A 16,633-nucleotide genomic window follows, 5' to 3' on the forward strand; every position below is an offset into this window, starting at 1 on the left:
AGATTTATCAGGAAGGTCTGTTGCTGCCGTCATCGCCCGACAGTAATTCATCGAGCCGGTCACCGCCAACGTGACGGAAATCCTGACCTTTGACGAAATAGAAGATGATTTCGCAGATGTTCTGGCAACGATCGCCGATACGCTCAATGGCGCGGGCACAGAACAGCGCCGTCAGCACGCTGGGAATGGTGCGCGGATCTTCCATCATGTAGGTCATCAGCTGACGCACAATGCCTTCGTACTCTTTATCCACCTTTTTATCTTCACGGTAGATAGTGATCGCTTCGTTGAGATCCATGCGTGCAAAAGCGTCCAGCACATCATGCAGCATCTGTACGGTGTGACGACCCAGCGACTCAAGGCTGACCAGCAGCGGCAAATGCTGCTGACCAAACTTCTCCAGCGCCGTGCGGCTGATCTTCTCCGCCACGTCGCCAATCCGTTCCAGCTCAGAAATGGCTTTGATGATCGCCATCACCAGTCGCAAATCGATCGCGGTTGGCTGACGTTTGGCGATGATGCGCACGCAGGCTTCATCAATCTCCACTTCCATCATATTGACCTTCTGGTCACCGTCGATCACCCGCTGCGCCAGTTCGCCATCCAGATTATGCATGGCGGTAATTGCATCGGTCAGCTGCTGCTCGACCATACCGCCCATGATCATCACCTGGGTACGGATATGCTCCAGCTCGGCATTGAACTGACCGGAGATGTGCTTATTCAGATTAAGATTATCCATGTCGATCTCCTGTCAGATCAGCCGTAGCGGCCAGTTATATAATCTTCGGTTTGCTTCTGGGCGGGTTTAGTGAACAGCGTGTCGGTATCGCTGAACTCAATCAGTTCGCCCAGATACATGAAAGCCGTATGGTCAGAGCAGCGTGCAGCCTGTTGCATGTTGTGCGTCACGATCACCACGGTGTAATCCTGTTTCAGCTCGGTGATCAGCTCCTCAATACGGCCAGTAGAGATAGGATCAAGCGCGGAGCAGGGCTCATCCAGCAGTAAGACTTCCGGGCGAATCGCGATACCGCGGGCAATGCACAGACGCTGCTGCTGGCCGCCGGAGAGACTGTAACCGCTCTGATGCAGCTTGTCTTTGGTTTCATTCCACAGCGCGGCTTTGGTCAGCGCCCACTGTACGCGCGCATCCATATCGGCACGCGACAGCTTTTCAAACAGGCGAACGCCAAAGGCGATGTTGTCATAGATCGACATCGGGAACGGCGTAGGCTTCTGAAACACCATGCCGACCCGGGCGCGCAGCAGCGCGATATCCTGCTGAGTCGCCAGAATGTTTTCGCCATCCAGCAGAATGTCCCCTTCAGCCCGCTGATCCGGATAGAGCGAGTACATTTTGTTGAAGGTCCGCAGCAGGGTCGACTTACCACAGCCCGATGGCCCGATAAACGCAGTCACCTGATTCTTAGCGATATCCAGATTGATGTTCTTCAGCGCATGATATTTGCCGTAATAGAAGTTCAGATTACGGACCTGAATTTTATCGGCTGATGCTGTCGCGATACTCATAATTCATCTCTCTTATACGGCGCCGCACAGGGCCGCGCCGGAAATTAACCGTGTTTACCTTTGGCGAAAATCACCCGCGCCACGATGTTCAGCACCAGCACGCAGAGGGTAATAATCAGCACACCTGCCCAGGCCAGGCTCTGCCATTCGGCGAACGGGCTCATGGCGAACTTAAAGATGGTGACCGGCAGGTTCGCCAGCGGCTGCATCATGTCGGTGCTCCAGAACTGGTTCGAGAGCGCCGTGAACAGCAGCGGTGCCGTTTCACCTGCAATGCGCGCAATCGCCAGCAGCACACCCGTGATGATGCCGGAGACCGACGCTTTCAGGGTGATAGACGCGATCATCTTCCACTTGGGCGTACCCAGCGCGTAAGCCGCTTCACGCATGCTGTCTGGCACCAGTCGCATCATGTTTTCGGTGGTACGAATCACAATTGGCACCTGCAGCAGCGCCAGCGCAATCACCCCGGCCCAGCCGGAGAAGTGCTGCATCTGCGACACCACAAGGGTGTAGACGAACAGGCCGACCACAATCGAGGGTGCCGAAAGCAGAATGTCGTTAATAAAGCGGATCACTTCTGCCAGTGGCGACTTGCGCCCATATTCCGCCAGATAGATACCCGCCATGATGCCCAGCGGTGTGCCGAAGAAGGTAGACCAGAAAATCAGTAATCCGCTGCCCGCCAGGGCGTTAGCCAGCCCGCCGCCCGCGGTATTGGGTGGTGGCGTTGATTCGGTGAACAGGGACCAGGAGAGCCCATCCACGCCGCGCGATACGGTGGTGAACAGGATCCACACCAGCCAGAACAGGCCAAAAGCCATGGTCAGCAGCGACAGCGTCAGCGCAATTTTATTTTTAGTGCTGCGCCAGGACTGCATTTTACGGCGTGATGCGTCCAGTTCGGCGCGCGCCTGAATTTCAATTGTGGTCATGAGCGCGCTCCTTCACTTTTCGCCAGCCGCATAATCATCAGCTTTGAAATCGCCAGCACGATAAAGGTAATCACAAACAGGATCAGTCCCAGCTCCATCAGCGCGGCGACGTGCACGCCCGATTCCGCTTCAGCGAACTCGTTGGCCAGCGCCGAGGTGATGCTGTTACCCGGCATAAACAGCGACGGGCTGTCGAGCTGGTAGGTGTTGCCGATAATAAAAGTCACCGCCATGGTTTCACCCAGCGCACGACCCAGTCCGAGCATCACACCGCCAATCACGCCATTTTTGGTAAAGGGCAGTACGATGCGCCAGATCACTTCCCAGGTGGTGCAGCCGATGCCGTAGGCTGACTCTTTCATCATCACCGGGGTCTGCTCAAAGACGTCGCGCATGACCGAGGCGATATAAGGGATGATCATGATGGCCAGAATCACACCCGCCGCGAGGATGCCGATACCGAAAGCGGGGCCGGAGAAAAGCTCGCCGACAATCGGAATGCCCGATAGCACGTCATTGACCGGTGTCTGGAAGTATTCGGCAAACAGCGGCGCGAAAACAAACAGACCCCACATGCCATAAACAATACTGGGAATGGCCGCCAGCAGCTCAATGGCGGTGCCCAGCGGGCGACGCAGCCAGCCTGGCGCGAGTTCGGTCAGGAACAGCGCGATACCAAAACTCACCGGTACTGCAATAATCAGGGCAATAATGGAGGTCACAAGGGTGCCGTAGATCGGTACCAGTGCACCAAATTGTTCGTTGGGCGCATCCCAGGTTTTGGTCCACAAAAAGGCGAAACCAAACTTCTGGATGCTGGGCCACGAGGAGATGATCAGGGAGACAATAATGCCGCCCATCAGTAACAGGACAATCAGCGCAGCCAGCCTGACCAGCGCGCCAAAAATTCTGTCACCTTGTTTGCCTGGGGCTTTGAATGCCGGCTTCGTTGCAGCCATAGAAGTCTCAGTCTTCAGAAGTTATCAGGACGGCATGACGCCGCCCGTTGAGTCTGACCGGACTGCTGTCCGGTCAGGGTCGGTCAATTACTGATAAAGCGCTTTACCAGAACTGTCTTTGATGTTGGCTTTCCAGGCGGCGCGAATCTGTTCAGTCACGCTCTCTGGCAGCGCAGCATAATCCAGCGCTGTGGCGGTTTTGCTGCCGCTTTTGTAAGCCCAGTCGAAGAATTTCAGTACTTCAGTGCCTTTGGCCGCATTAGCCTGATCCTTGTAGATCAGAATAAAGGTGGTTGACGAGATTGGCCAGGCATCAGCGCCCTTCTGGAAGGTCAGATCCTGCGCGAACGATTTGCTCCAGTCAGCGCCTTTCGCGGCATTACTGAAGCTGGTTTCGCTTGGGGCGACCGCTTTACCATCGGCATCGATCAGTTTGGTGTAGGTCAGGTTGTTCTGTTTGGCGTAGGCGTACTCCACGTAGCCGATTGAACCCGGCAGACGCTGAACAAACGCGGCGACGCCGTCGTTGCCTTTACCGCCCAGACCGACCGGCCAGTTAACGGTGTTACCTTTACCAATTTTGCTGTTCCAGTCCGGGTTCACTTTCGCCAGATAGCTGGTGAAGACGAACGAGGTGCCTGAACCGTCAGCGCGACGTACCACGTTGATGTTGGTCTCTGGCAGTTTCACGCCTGGGTTAAGTTTGGCAATCGCCGGGTCGTTCCACTTTTTGATGGTGCCGAGGTAGATATCACCGACGGTTTTGCCATCCAGCGTCAGCTGACCTGACTTGATACCCGGCAGGTTAACCGCCAGTACCACGCCACCGATCACGGTAGGGAACTGGAACAGGCCATTTTTCTGCAGATCTTCATCTTTCATTGGCGCATCGGACGCACCGAAATCGACGGTTTTGGCGATGATCTGTTTCACGCCGCCAGATGAACCGATACCCTGGTAGTTAACTTTGCTACCGGTGGCTTTTTGATATTCTGCTGCCCACTTGGCATAAACCGGCGCCGGGAACGTCCCGCCTGCGCCAGTGAGATCGGTTGCCGCAAAAGCAGATACCGCGCTTACGGCGAAGGTGGTGGCGAGGATTCGGGCTACGGTGCTACGCATCAGTGTCATATTCCCTCCAGGGGAGAAAAGTCAGGCTTGGGGCCGTTTTAGTAAGAATCTGTGATTGCTGCAGGAGGGAAAATAGGACAGTTTGATGACAGTGAAATGTACGAAATATGACAGTTATATGACAGAGGGCCAGAGCAAAGTGGGCCCGCGACGGGGCCCACCCGGTTATTCCACAGTAACCGATTTTGCCAGGTTACGTGGCTGATCGACGTCGGTCCCTTTGATCAGGGCGACGTGATAGGAGAGTAACTGTAGCGGCACCGTGTAGAAGATGGGCGCAATGACCTCTTCGACATGCGGCAACGGGATGATCTTCATGCCGTCACTGTCGCTGAAGCCCGCATCCTGATCGGCAAAGACATAGAGCAGGCCGCCGCGTGCGCGTACCTCTTCGATGTTGGATTTGAGCTTCTCCAGCAGTTCGTTGTTAGGTGCCACCACGATTACCGGCATATCCGCATCAATCAGCGCCAGCGGGCCATGTTTCAGCTCGCCTGCGGCGTAGGCTTCCGCATGAATGTAGGAGATCTCCTTGAGCTTCAGCGCCCCTTCCATGGCAATCGGATATTGATCGCCACGCCCCAGGAACAGCGCGTGATGCTTGTCAGAGAAGCCTTCCGCCAGATTCTCAATCAGCTTATCCTGCGCCAGCATCTGCTCAATCCGGTTCGGCAACGCCTGCAGTGCATGAACGATCTCATGCTCAGTCTCGGCTGACATCCCTTTCAGACGGCCCAGTTTCGCTACCAGCATCAGCAGCACCGCTAACTGGGTGGTGAACGCTTTGGTAGAGGCGACGCCAATTTCGGTGCCCGCTTTGGTCATCAGTGCCAGGTCAGATTCCCGCACCAGTGATGAACCGGCCACGTTACAGACCGCCAGCGAGCCCAGGTAGCCCAGCTCTTTAGAGAGACGCAGCGCCGCCAGGGTATCTGCCGTTTCACCCGACTGCGACAGGGTGATCAGCAGGCTGTTTTTGCGCACCGCTGATTTACGGTAGCGGAATTCCGAGGCAATCTCGACATCACAGGGCAGGTTTGCCAGCGACTCAAACCAGTAGCGTGACACCATGCCGGAGTTGTAGGAGGTGCCGCAGGCGATAATCTGGATATGCTCAACCTGGCTCAGCAGCGCTTCTGCGCCCGCGCCCAGTTCGCTGAGATCAACCTGCCCCTGGCTGAACCGACCGCTCAGGGTGCTTTTCAGCGCCATGGGCTGTTCGTAGATCTCTTTCTGCATGTAGTGACGGTAAATGCCTTTGTCACCGGCATCATATTGCAGGTTCGACTCGATCTCGGCACGGGTCACGGTGTTGCCTTCACGGTCGATCACCGTGACATCGCGACGGCTGATCTCGGCGATATCACCCTCTTCCAGATAGATGAACCGACGGGTCACTGGCAGCAGGGCCAGCTGATCCGAGGCGATAAAGTTTTCGCCCATGCCACGACCAATCACCAGCGGGCTGCCGGAACGGGCCGCCACCAGCAGTGACGGATCGCGGCTGTCCATGATCACCATGCCATAGGCACCGCGCAGCTGCGGAATCACACGCAGTACGACTTCACGCAGCGAACCGCCCTGCTTCTGCTCCCAGTGAACCAGATGCGCCACCACTTCGGTGTCCGTTTCAGAGGCAAAGACATAACCGCGCGCGATCAGTTCAGCACGCAATGGCTCATGATTTTCAATGATGCCGTTGTGCACGATGATGATGTGCTCTGAGACGTGCGGATGCGCGTTCGCTTCCGACGGCTCGCCATGGGTTGCCCAGCGCGTGTGCGCGATGCCGGTGCCACCAATCAGCGGTTGCTGCTCAGCGGCTTCCGCCAGTTTCTGCACTTTTCCTAAACGCCGCAGGCGCGTGACGTGTCCCTGACGATCGACCACGGCCAGACCGGCCGAATCATATCCGCGATATTCAAGACGACGCAGACCTTCCAGCAGAATCTCTGCGATATCACGTTGCGCTACTGCACCAACAATTCCACACATAATGATGTTTTCCTGACTACATGGCTTTTCGCCACTTCTGTTGTCATGCGACCTGATATCCGGCTTTGCCGGTTCCCCGAGCCTTGTAGAGAGTGGGGATTATAGTTTTGGCACTGCACTGCATCGGCCCGCATTAAAGCGGGCCGTTAAAATTTATTTTTTCTTCACCGGACGCTGCCAGTCCGCTTTGTGATTCTGCTCTTTACGGTTATAGACCAGACCGGCCTGGGTCACATCTTTCATAATGGTGCTGCCCGCCGCAATGGTGGTCCCTGCCGCGATGCTGACAGGCGCCACCAGCTGGGTATCTGAGCCCACAAATACGTCATCGCCAATTACGGTTTTGAATTTGTTCGCACCGTCGTAGTTGCAGGTAATGGTGCCTGCACCGATATTTACGTTGTCGCCAATCTCCGCATCACCGAGATAGGAGAGGTGCCCCGCTTTCGATCCTCTGCCCAGACGCGCTTTCTTCATTTCGACGAAGTTGCCCACGTGGGCAGCATCGGCCAGTTCGCTGCCAGGACGCAGACGGGCAAAAGGTCCGACGGTGCAGGCAGTGGCGAGATTCGCATCCTCGATCACCGAATAGGGGCTGATTTCACAGTCATCGCCAATCACACTGTTTTTGATAATGCAGCCCGCGCCGATTCTGACGCGTGCGCCCAGCGTGACCTGGCCTTCAATAATGACGTTGGTGTCAATTTCAACATCCCGTCCGTGCGTCAGCGTCCCGCGCAGGTCAAAACGGGCCGGATCGCGCAGCATCACGCCAGCCAGCAGCAGCTTTTCCGCCTGTTCAGCCTGGTAAGTGCGCTCTAATGTCGCCAGCTGCAGCCGGTTATTGACGCCATCGGTTTCACTAATGCGTGCCGGATGAACCGCGTTGATCACCCGACCTTCCTGATGCGCCAGCGCGATAATATCGGTGATGTAATATTCACCCTGCGCATTATTGTTGGTGAGCTGCGCCAGCCAGCGTTTTAAATCGCCGCCGTTGGCGATCAGAATGCCGGTGTTGATCTCTTTAATGGTGAGCTGCGCCGGACTGGCATCTTTCTGTTCGATAATGCCGGTGATGGTGTCGTTCTCACGCACAATGCGGCCATAGCCGGTTGGGTCGTCCAGTACCACGGTGAGTAAGCCAATGCCGCCCTGCGGTTTGGCTTCGCGCAGCCGCTGTAGTGTCGCCTGAGAGATGAGCGGCACGTCACCGTAAAGCATCATGATATCTTCATCATCAGCGAATGCGGGCGCTGCCTGCTGCATCGCATGGCCAGTGCCGAGCTGCTCGGCCTGCAGCACCCAGTTGAGCGAGCTGTCAGTGAGGGTCGCCTTCAGGCGATCGCCGCCGTGACCATAAACCAGATGGACCTGCTGTGCGCCCAGCCCTTTAGCCGCATCAATCACATGCTGAACCATGGGTTTGCCTGCCAGCGTATGCAGAACTTTAGGCAGATCGGAATACATACGGGTGCCCTTGCCAGCAGCAAGGATCACCACACTCATCGCACTGTTAGACATAACTATCCTGAGTGAATTTTTACGGGTGAAAGTAAAACGGTTTGGGATTGAGATTACTACATTTTTCTCAGGCCGAAATTAGGCGGACAGGCAGATCAGGCGCAGCAGACAAAAAAAATGCCAGCCCGAGGGCTGGCATTTCATGACGCATAAAGCTGGATTACATCGCTTTTTTGGTCAGTTCGATCACGCGCAGTTTAGCAATGGCTTTCGCCAGCTCGGCAGAGGCCTGAGCATAGTCCACGTCGCCGTGGCTGCTGTTCATATGGTCTTCTGCTTTGCGTTTTGCTTCCAGAGCGCGTGCTTCATCCAGATCGGTACCGCGGATAGCGGTATCGGCCAGAACGGTGCTGCTGCCCGGTTGCACTTCCAGCACGCCGCCAGAGAGGTAGATAAACTCCTCTTCGCCGTGCTGTTTCACGATACGGATCATTCCAGGCTTAATGGCAGTCAGCAGCGGCGCATGGCCAGGGAAAATCCCCAGTTCACCTTCGCTACCTGACACCTGAATTTTCTGAACCAGACCAGAGAACAACTGCTCCTCTGCGCTGACCACATCCAGGTGATAAGTCATAGCCATAATCTTCCTCCCGGGAAACCGTTATTACAGTTTCTTCGCTTTTTCCACGGCTTCTTCGATGGCGCCAACCATGTAGAAGGCCTGCTCTGGCAGGTGGTCAAACTCACCTTCCATGATGCCTTTAAAGCCACGGATAGTGTCTTTCAGCGTCACGTATTTGCCCGGTGAACCGGTGAATACTTCTGCAACGAAGAACGGCTGAGACAGGAAGCGCTGAATCTTACGCGCACGTGCCACCAGCAGTTTGTCTTCTTCAGACAGCTCATCCATACCGAGGATGGCGATGATGTCTTTCAGTTCCTGATAACGCTGCAGCAGTGACTGAACGCCACGTGCAACATCATAGTGCTCCTGACCGACAACCAGCGGATCCAGCTGACGGCTGGTAGAATCCAGCGGGTCAACGGCCGGGTAGATACCCAGAGAGGCGATCTGACGGCTCAGCGTTACCGTTGAGTCTAAGTGCGCAAAGGTAGTTGCTGGTGATGGGTCAGTCAGGTCATCCGCAGGGACGTAAACGGCCTGTACGGAGGTGATTGAACCGGTCTTGGTGGAGGTAATACGCTCCTGCAACACACCCATCTCTTCTGCCAGCGTTGGCTGGTAACCTACCGCAGATGGCATACGACCCAGCAGTGCAGAAACTTCTGTACCGGCCAGGGTATAACGGTAGATGTTATCGATGAACAGCAGAACGTCGCGGCCTTCATCACGGAATTTTTCCGCCATGGTCAGACCGGTCAGTGCTACGCGCAGACGGTTACCCGGCGGCTCGTTCATCTGGCCATAGACCAGTGCAACTTTATCGATAACGTTAGAGTCAGTCATTTCGTGGTAGAAGTCGTTACCCTCACGAGTACGCTCACCCACACCGGCAAACACTGAGTAACCTGAGTGTTCAGCCGCGATGTTACGGATCAGTTCCATCATGTTGACGGTTTTACCTACACCCGCACCACCGAACAGACCGACTTTACCGCCTTTAGCAAACGGACACATCAGGTCGATAACCTTGATGCCGGTTTCCAGCAGTTCCTGCGAGTTAGACTGATCTTCATAAGAAGGGGCTGCGCGGTGAATAGAGGCGATCTCTACTGCGCTGCCATCTTCTTCTTTCAGCTCGCCTTTCATATCGATTGGCTCGCCGAGAACGTTCATGATACGGCCCAGGGTCGCTTTACCGACGGGTACCTGAATCGGTTTCTGCAGGTCGTTGACGCTCAGACCACGCTTCAGGCCGTCAGACGTACCCATTGCGATGGTACGTACTACGCCGCCGCCGAGCTGTTGCTGAACTTCCAGCACCAGACGCGCATCACCATTCATAACCTCGAGGGCGCTGTACACTTGCGGTACCGCGTCCTGAGGGAATTCGACGTCAACAACGGCGCCGATAATCTGGACAATCTTTCCAGTTGCCATCTTGAATCCTCTACCTAATTCCAAACCTGGTTAAACCGCGGAGGCTCCACCGACAATCTCGGTAAGTTCCTGGGTGATGCTGGCCTGACGAGCTTTGTTGTACACCAACTGCAGCTCTTTGATCAGATTTCCGCCGTTATCGGTTGCGGCTTTCATCGCTACCATACGTGCGGCCTGCTCACTGGCCAGATTTTCCACCACACCCTGATAAACCTGCGATTCGACATAACGACGCAGCAGGGTATCCAGCAGCGCTTTCGGATCGGGTTCATACAGGTAATCCCAGGTCTTCGCCTTCATCTCTTCTTCACCTTCCGCTGGCGGTAACGGCAGCAGTTGGGTGATGGTCGGAGTCTGAGACATGGTGTTATTGAATTTGTTATTGACGATCATCAGCTTGTCGATGCGGCCTTCATCATAAGCCTGCAACATCACTTTTACCGGGCCAATCAGGTCAGACAGGGTAGGTTTATCGCCCATGCCGCTGACTTGCGCCACAATGTTGCCACCCACAGCATTAAAGAATGATGCCCCTTTTGAACCGATAATCGACAGATCGCTCTGCACGCCTTTATCGGACCAGGACTTCATATCCGCCAGTAACTTTTTGAACAGGTTAATGTTCAAACCACCACAAAGCCCGCGGTCAGTTGAAACGACCAGGTAGCCGACGCGCTTCACGTCGCGCTCTTCCAGGTAAGGGTGCTTGTATTCCAGATTACCCAACGCAAGGTGACCAATCACTTTGCGCATGGTTTCTGCATACGGACGGCTGGCCGCCATGCGTTCCTGCGTTTTACGCATCTTGGAGGCGGCGACCATTTCCATCGCTTTGGTGATCTTCTGCGTGTTTTTCACGCTTCCAATCTTGCTTCGTATCTCTTTTGCGCCGGCCATTAGCTTCTCCTCAAAGCCTTGCGGCCTGCCTTTTCAGACAAGCCGCCAGACATTACCAGGACTGGGTTGCTTTAAACGTCTCGACCAGGCCTTTCAGCTTGGCTTCGATATCGTTATTAAAGTTACCCGACTGGTTGATTTCAGCCATCAGCTCAGCGTGGTCGCGATCGGCGAAGGCCAGCAGTGCAGCTTCGAAGCTGCCAATTTTTGCCAGTTCAACGTCGTTCAGATAGCCACGCTCTGCAGCGAACAGAACCAGACCCTGCTGTGCGACAGACATCGGCGCATACTGTTTCTGCTTCAGCAGCTCGGTCACTTTCTGACCGTGGCTCAGCTGTTTGCGGGTTGCATCATCCAGATCAGAGGCAAACTGCGAGAATGCCGCCAGTTCACGATACTGTGCCAGCGCGGTACGGATACCACCGGACAGTTTCTTGATGATCTTGGTCTGTGCAGCACCACCTACGCGGGATACCGAAATACCTGGGTTAACGGCCGGACGAATACCGGAGTTGAACAGGTTCGATTCCAGGAAGATCTGACCATCAGTAATCGAGATTACGTTGGTCGGAACGAACGCAGAAACGTCGCCCGCCTGGGTTTCGATGATCGGCAGCGCGGTCAGTGAACCGGTTTTACCTGTCACTGCGCCATTGGTGAAACGCTCTACATAATCAGCGCTTACGCGTGATGCACGTTCCAGCAGACGGGAGTGGAGATAGAACACGTCGCCAGGGAATGCTTCACGGCCTGGTGGACGGCGCAGCAGCAGAGAAATCTGACGGTACGCGACAGCCTGCTTAGAAAGGTCATCGTATACGATCAGCGCATCTTCACCGCGGTCACGGAAGTATTCGCCCATCGCACAGCCTGCGTACGGAGAGAGATACTGCAGTGCAGCAGATTCAGAAGCAGACGCCACAACAACGATGGTGTTCTGCAGTGCGCCATGCTCTTCCAGCTTACGAACCACGTTAGAGATGGTTGAGGCTTTCTGACCAATCGCAACGTAGACACACTTGATGCCTGAGTCGCGCTGGTTGATGATCGCATCGATCGCCATTGCGGTTTTACCGGTCTGACGGTCACCGATGATCAGCTCACGCTGGCCACGGCCGATTGGAATCATCGCATCGACCGACTTATAACCGGTCTGAACCGGCTGGTCGACTGACTGACGGTCGATAACGCCAGGTGCAATGACTTCAACCGGTGAGAAACCGTCGTTGTCGATTGCGCCTTTACCGTCGATAGGAGCACCCAGGGTGTTCACTACGCGGCCCAGCAGGCCACGGCCAACCGGTACTTCAAGAATACGGCCAGTACACTTAACCTTCATGCCTTCGGCGAGGTCAGCGTAAGGGCCCATCACCACTGCACCAACCGAGTCACGCTCGAGGTTCAGGGCGATAGCGTAACGGTTGCCCGGCAGGGCAATCATCTCACCCTGCATGACATCGGCCAGGCCGTGTACGCGGATGATACCGTCACTTACAGAAACAATAGTACCTTCGTTGTGAGCTTCACTCACGACATTGAACTGAGCAATGCGCTGCTTGATCAGTTCGCTGATTTCGGTGGAATTCAGTTGCATATGCTCCAGTCCCCTTAAGACTGCAAGACGTCAGCCAGACGGTCAAGACGGCCGCGTACGCTGCCATCAATAACCAGATCACCCGAACGGATGATCACGCCTGCCATCACAGACTTATCAATTTTGCAATTCAGCTTAACTTTGCGTGACAGACGTTTTTCCATCGCGGCGCTGATTTTATTCAGCTGGTCGTCACTCAGCGTACTGGCGGAGATAACATCAACTTCAGCGGTGGCTTCATGAGCGTCACGCAGTTCGATGTATTGGGCCAGTACAGCCGGAAGCGCTGTCAAACGTCCGTTTTCCGCCATCACCTTAACCAGGTTCTGCGCGGGTTCATCCAGTTGATCACCACAGACTGCGTTAAACGACGCTGCCAGCGCTTCGGGTGCTAATGCACCTGAGAGAAGATCAGCCATCTGTTCATTGCGAGCCACTTCTGCGGCAAACGCCAGCATCTGTTGCCAGCGTTCAATACTTTGATGCTCAACAGCAAAGTCAAAAGCTGCTTTGGCGTAGGGGCGAGCTACAGTAATCAGATCAGACATCAGCCCCTCCCTCCTTACAGTTCAGCGACCAGTTTATCAACGATGTCGCTGTTAGCAGCTTCATCCACGGAGCGTTCGATGATCTTCTCGGCGCCAGCCATAGCCAGCAACGCGACCTGCTTACGCAGTTCTTCACGCGCACGTTTGCGTTCAGCGTCAATTTCAGCCTGCGCTTGTGTCACGATGCGATTACGTTCGTTTTCAGCTTCGGTTTTGGCTTCGTCCAGAATCTGCGCGCGACGCTTGTTCGCTTGCTCGATAATGACCTGAGCGTCTTCTTTGGCTTTTTTCAGCTGGTCGGTCGCATTAGCCTGCGCGAGATCCAAATCTTTCTTTGCACGTTCAGCAGAAGCAAGGCCTTCAGCAATTTCTTTCTGGCGCTTTTCGATAGCAGCCATGAGCGGCGGCCATACGTACTTCATGCAGAACGCGACAAACAGGATGAACGCGATAGCCTGGCCGAGGATTGTTGCATTAATGTTCACAGCACAATGCCTCTAGATTGAGTATTTAACTTTTCTGCCGTTATCAACGATAAGCGGCAGAATCCGTTCACCCTTGCACATTGTGCGCTGAGTGAACACAGGGCTTTAGGCGACAGCAAACATCACGTACAGACCCAGACCAACAGCGATCATCGGGATTGCATCCACCAGACCCATTACAACAAAGAACTGCGTACGCAGCAGAGGAATCAGGTCAGGCTGACGAGCAGCGCCTTCCAGGAATTTTCCTCCGAGGATGCCGATACCGATCGCAGCACCGATTGCCGCCAGGCCCATCATCACAGCGGCAGCCATGTACAGCAGATCCATATTCAGGTTTTCCATGACAGTCTCCAGTTTGTTTCAGTTAAATGCTCCCTTCATCTTCCGGGCTTCAGCGGTGTGCGCTGCAACCCGAAATCAAGAGGGAAAGTAGTGTTGAGAAAAAAATCAATGTTCTTCAGATGCCATCGACAGATAGACAATCGTGAGGACCATGAAAATGAAAGCCTGTAGCGAAATGATCAGGATGTGGAAAATGGCCCACGGCACATTCAGCACCCACTGCGACCACCACGGCAACAGACCGGCAATAAGGATAAAGATCAGTTCACCCGCATACATGTTACCGAACAGTCGTAAACCCAGTGATACAGGCTTAGACAGCAGGCTCACACCTTCCAGAATCAGGTTGATCGGGATGAAGATCGGGTGGTTAAAAGGCTGCAGCGTCAGCTCTTTAGTGAAGCCGCCAATGCCTTTCATTTTGATGCTGTAGAACAGAATCAAAATAAATACGCCCAACGCCATAGATAGCGTGATGTTCACGTCTGCAGATGGTACGACGCGCAGCGCCGGTAACCCCAATACGTGCTCGCCAATATATGGCAGCAAGTCGATTGGCAGCAGATCCATGAAGTTCATCAGGAAGACCCAGACAAAGATTGTCAGAGCCAGCGGGGCGATAAGTTTGCTCTTACCGTGATACATGTCGCGCACGTTACTATCGACGAAACCGACAACCAGTTCGATAGCCGCCTGCATTTTCCCTGGCACACCGCTGGTGGCAGATTTTGCCACGCTACGGAACAACACCAGGAAGATGATTCCCAGCACCATAGAGAAAAACATGGAATCGATATTTAATACCCAGAACGTCGCGGGAGCGTCGTGCGGATTCACTATCTCGAAGGTACGCAGGTCCAACTGAAGATGAGTCAGGTGGTGACCAATGTACTCTTGCGGAGTAGAGATTTCTCCTGCAGCCATGATGCCTCTTACCCTTTGTTGTTAATTACCGCCGGTGCCAGCATTTGTACCACCAGCACCGATAACCAGGTTATTCCGACCGGCCAGAAAACCGCTCCGAATAGACCCAACGCCACAATGAGCAAAATGATGGTCGCAAACACTTTGGCTATTTCACCCAAAGCGAAGCTCCACGCGACTCGCCCCGAAGCTGGGGTTTGCCCCTGCAGGCGCCAGGCTAAAAACAAAAACAATACGTTTGGCAGCCAGGCTGCCGCACCGCCAGCAAGAGCAGAGAGACCCCAGATGACATCTTTAAGAGCAAAGAGTGCACCGATAATGACTATCGTCACCAGCTGAATCATCAGCACCGTTCGGGCGTATTTTACACTGTAAAGAGACACTGACATGACGCTGATACTCTCCTGCCCCGTTAGGGGTATGTCGCGTGTCGTATAAGACTGCCTTTGCGCAGTTGAGTCAAGCAGCAAAAGCCGTGCAAATTATACGGGCCGCACCTGCGATTTCAATCGGTAAGTAGCGAAAAGGTGAACAATTATTTAAATTTCTTTCCGGAGGGCTATTTTTCCAAAGATTACCCTGCAGAGATTCACCCTAATCTGACTGAAAATTCTCTCGCAACTTGCTTTTAAAGCGTGCTTTAGATCACATAATAAGCACTTTCACTACACTGAGTTTTATCTGTGCGCTATTTAAGAACAATCCGTATTACAAATTAATCCAATAAAATCAAAATATTGAAATTATAAAAATGCATCTGCAAGACTATTTTCACAGAAAACACGCTATTGACATCGAACTGTGCTTAAGAATCATGTAATTGATATTACGCACGCAAAGTTATTACCGCGATATATTTTCAGCCGTGACTACTTTTATTCAGCGACCCGCCTATACAAGTGATATTTCTGATAACTGAATGTGAATTAAACGTTAAATGTAACAGAGCTTTTCGGATAATTTCCGTCACCGTTTTAACCTTCGGTCAGCCAGGGCTTAATCAAAATCTTTTATTGATAGCGCATCATCTGCACTTTTTTGAGCCCGGAGCTGACGAAAATCACTGGCAGATAAACGCTAAATATCTGCCAATCGAAAGCCTATTGGTGACGAAGAATGACCAGGTGGCGATCACCTTCCAGCTGCGGAACCTGCAACTTAATCACCGCGTCAGAGACGTAGCCTGCCGGTAACTCCGCAATTTCATCGTCCGGACGCACGCCTTTCAGCGCGAAGAAGCGCCCTTCTCTTCCCGGCAGATGATGACACCAGTTCACCATGTCGGTCAGCGAGGCAAATGCACGACTGATCACGCCATCAAAGGGCGGCTCAGCCGGGAACGCCTCAACCCGGCTCTGCACCGGAGTAATGTTAGTGAGTCCTAACTCATGCTGAACCTGACGCAGGAAACGCACCCGCTTGCCCAGGCTGTCGAGCAACGTAAAGTGCGCATCAGGCATCACGATAGCCAGCGGAATGCCTGGCAGTCCTGGTCCGGTTCCCACATCAATGAAACGTGAGCCTTGCAGATGCGGCGCCACCACGATGCTGTCGAGGATATGGCGTACCAGCATCTGCTGCGGATCGCGCACTGATGTCAGATTGTAGGCTTTGTTCCACTTATCCAGCAGGCCGACATAGGCAACCAGCTGCTGTTTTTGTTGATCGGAGAGGGAAATACCGGCTGCCTGTAGCAGCGACGTGAGTGTGTTGATCACAGCATAAGTCCATTCAGCGGGGGCGAGTCTCCTCGCCCCGTTT

General features: G+C 54.0%; 17 protein-coding genes. All 17 read right to left on the bottom strand.

What is annotated here, in order from left to right; all coding sequences use genetic code 11:
- Positions 1-7: 7 nt before the first annotated feature.
- The 17 genes from phoU to rsmG all read right to left on the bottom strand — a co-directional run bounded on the left by phoU (position 8) and on the right by rsmG (position 16,590).
- Complete coding sequence (gene phoU / locus HFD95_RS16550) at positions 8-742, bottom strand: phosphate signaling complex protein PhoU (RefSeq protein WP_010258881.1); 735 nt, start codon at positions 740-742, stop codon at positions 8-10.
- Between the two features lie 17 nt (positions 743-759).
- Positions 760-1,533, bottom strand: a complete 774-nt coding sequence (pstB, locus tag HFD95_RS16555; protein ID WP_010258879.1) for a phosphate ABC transporter ATP-binding protein PstB — start codon at positions 1,531-1,533, stop codon at positions 760-762.
- A 44-nt stretch (positions 1,534-1,577) separates the two neighbouring features.
- Complete coding sequence (gene pstA, locus HFD95_RS16560) at positions 1,578-2,468, bottom strand: phosphate ABC transporter permease PstA (RefSeq protein WP_010258878.1); 891 nt, start codon at positions 2,466-2,468, stop codon at positions 1,578-1,580.
- Positions 2,465-3,427 (bottom strand): phosphate ABC transporter permease PstC, encoded by a 963-nt coding sequence (gene pstC / locus HFD95_RS16565; protein ID WP_022624789.1) that lies wholly within the window; start codon positions 3,425-3,427, stop codon positions 2,465-2,467. Before pstC ends, pstA begins: the two co-directional genes overlap by 4 nt.
- 87 nt (positions 3,428-3,514) lie before the next feature.
- Positions 3,515-4,558: a phosphate ABC transporter substrate-binding protein PstS gene (gene pstS / locus HFD95_RS16570; RefSeq protein WP_167430514.1), complete on the bottom strand. Its 1,044-nt coding sequence runs from the start codon at positions 4,556-4,558 to the stop codon at positions 3,515-3,517.
- 165 nt (positions 4,559-4,723) lie between these two features.
- Positions 4,724-6,553, bottom strand: coding sequence for a glutamine--fructose-6-phosphate transaminase (isomerizing) (gene glmS / locus HFD95_RS16575; protein ID WP_010672188.1), 1,830 nt, complete (start codon positions 6,551-6,553; stop codon positions 4,724-4,726).
- Between the two features lie 153 nt (positions 6,554-6,706).
- Complete coding sequence (gene glmU / locus HFD95_RS16580) at positions 6,707-8,077, bottom strand: bifunctional UDP-N-acetylglucosamine diphosphorylase/glucosamine-1-phosphate N-acetyltransferase GlmU (RefSeq protein WP_167430515.1); 1,371 nt, start codon at positions 8,075-8,077, stop codon at positions 6,707-6,709.
- Between the two features lie 160 nt (positions 8,078-8,237).
- Positions 8,238-8,657, bottom strand: coding sequence for a F0F1 ATP synthase subunit epsilon (locus HFD95_RS16585; protein ID WP_010258871.1), 420 nt, complete (start codon positions 8,655-8,657; stop codon positions 8,238-8,240).
- A 24-nt stretch (positions 8,658-8,681) separates the two neighbouring features.
- On the bottom strand, positions 8,682-10,079 hold the full coding sequence (gene atpD / locus HFD95_RS16590; RefSeq protein WP_010258870.1) for a F0F1 ATP synthase subunit beta: 1,398 nt from the start codon (positions 10,077-10,079) through the stop codon (positions 8,682-8,684).
- A 30-nt stretch (positions 10,080-10,109) separates the two neighbouring features.
- Positions 10,110-10,976, bottom strand: coding sequence for a F0F1 ATP synthase subunit gamma (atpG, locus tag HFD95_RS16595; RefSeq protein WP_010258869.1), 867 nt, complete (start codon positions 10,974-10,976; stop codon positions 10,110-10,112).
- Between the two features lie 52 nt (positions 10,977-11,028).
- Entirely contained in the window at positions 11,029-12,570 is a 1,542-nt protein-coding gene (gene atpA, locus HFD95_RS16600) for a F0F1 ATP synthase subunit alpha (protein ID WP_010258868.1), read from the bottom strand.
- Between the two features lie 14 nt (positions 12,571-12,584).
- A complete protein-coding gene (atpH, locus tag HFD95_RS16605) occupies positions 12,585-13,118 on the bottom strand; it encodes a F0F1 ATP synthase subunit delta (RefSeq protein WP_167430516.1) in 534 nt (177 codons plus the stop codon).
- A 14-nt stretch (positions 13,119-13,132) separates the two neighbouring features.
- Positions 13,133-13,603, bottom strand: coding sequence for a F0F1 ATP synthase subunit B (gene atpF, locus HFD95_RS16610; protein WP_003849528.1), 471 nt, complete (start codon positions 13,601-13,603; stop codon positions 13,133-13,135).
- Positions 13,604-13,708: 105 nt separating this feature from the next.
- The gene (atpE, locus tag HFD95_RS16615) at positions 13,709-13,948 is read right to left on the bottom strand and encodes a F0F1 ATP synthase subunit C (protein WP_003849523.1); all 240 of its coding nucleotides are present in this window, start codon (positions 13,946-13,948) and stop codon (positions 13,709-13,711) included.
- Positions 13,949-14,053: 105 nt separating this feature from the next.
- Positions 14,054-14,872: a F0F1 ATP synthase subunit A gene (atpB, locus tag HFD95_RS16620; protein WP_010258863.1), complete on the bottom strand. Its 819-nt coding sequence runs from the start codon at positions 14,870-14,872 to the stop codon at positions 14,054-14,056.
- A gap of 8 nt (positions 14,873-14,880) precedes the next feature.
- Positions 14,881-15,261: a F0F1 ATP synthase subunit I gene (gene atpI / locus HFD95_RS16625; protein WP_010258861.1), complete on the bottom strand. Its 381-nt coding sequence runs from the start codon at positions 15,259-15,261 to the stop codon at positions 14,881-14,883.
- Between the two features lie 711 nt (positions 15,262-15,972).
- Complete coding sequence (rsmG, locus tag HFD95_RS16630; RefSeq protein WP_010258859.1) at positions 15,973-16,590, bottom strand: 16S rRNA (guanine(527)-N(7))-methyltransferase RsmG; 618 nt, start codon at positions 16,588-16,590, stop codon at positions 15,973-15,975.
- Positions 16,591-16,633 lie beyond the last annotated feature (43 nt).

Origin of the sequence: Pantoea sp. EKM10T (assembly GCF_011800685.1) — a bacterium.
GTDB lineage: Bacteria > Pseudomonadota > Gammaproteobacteria > Enterobacterales > Enterobacteriaceae > Pantoea > Pantoea agglomerans.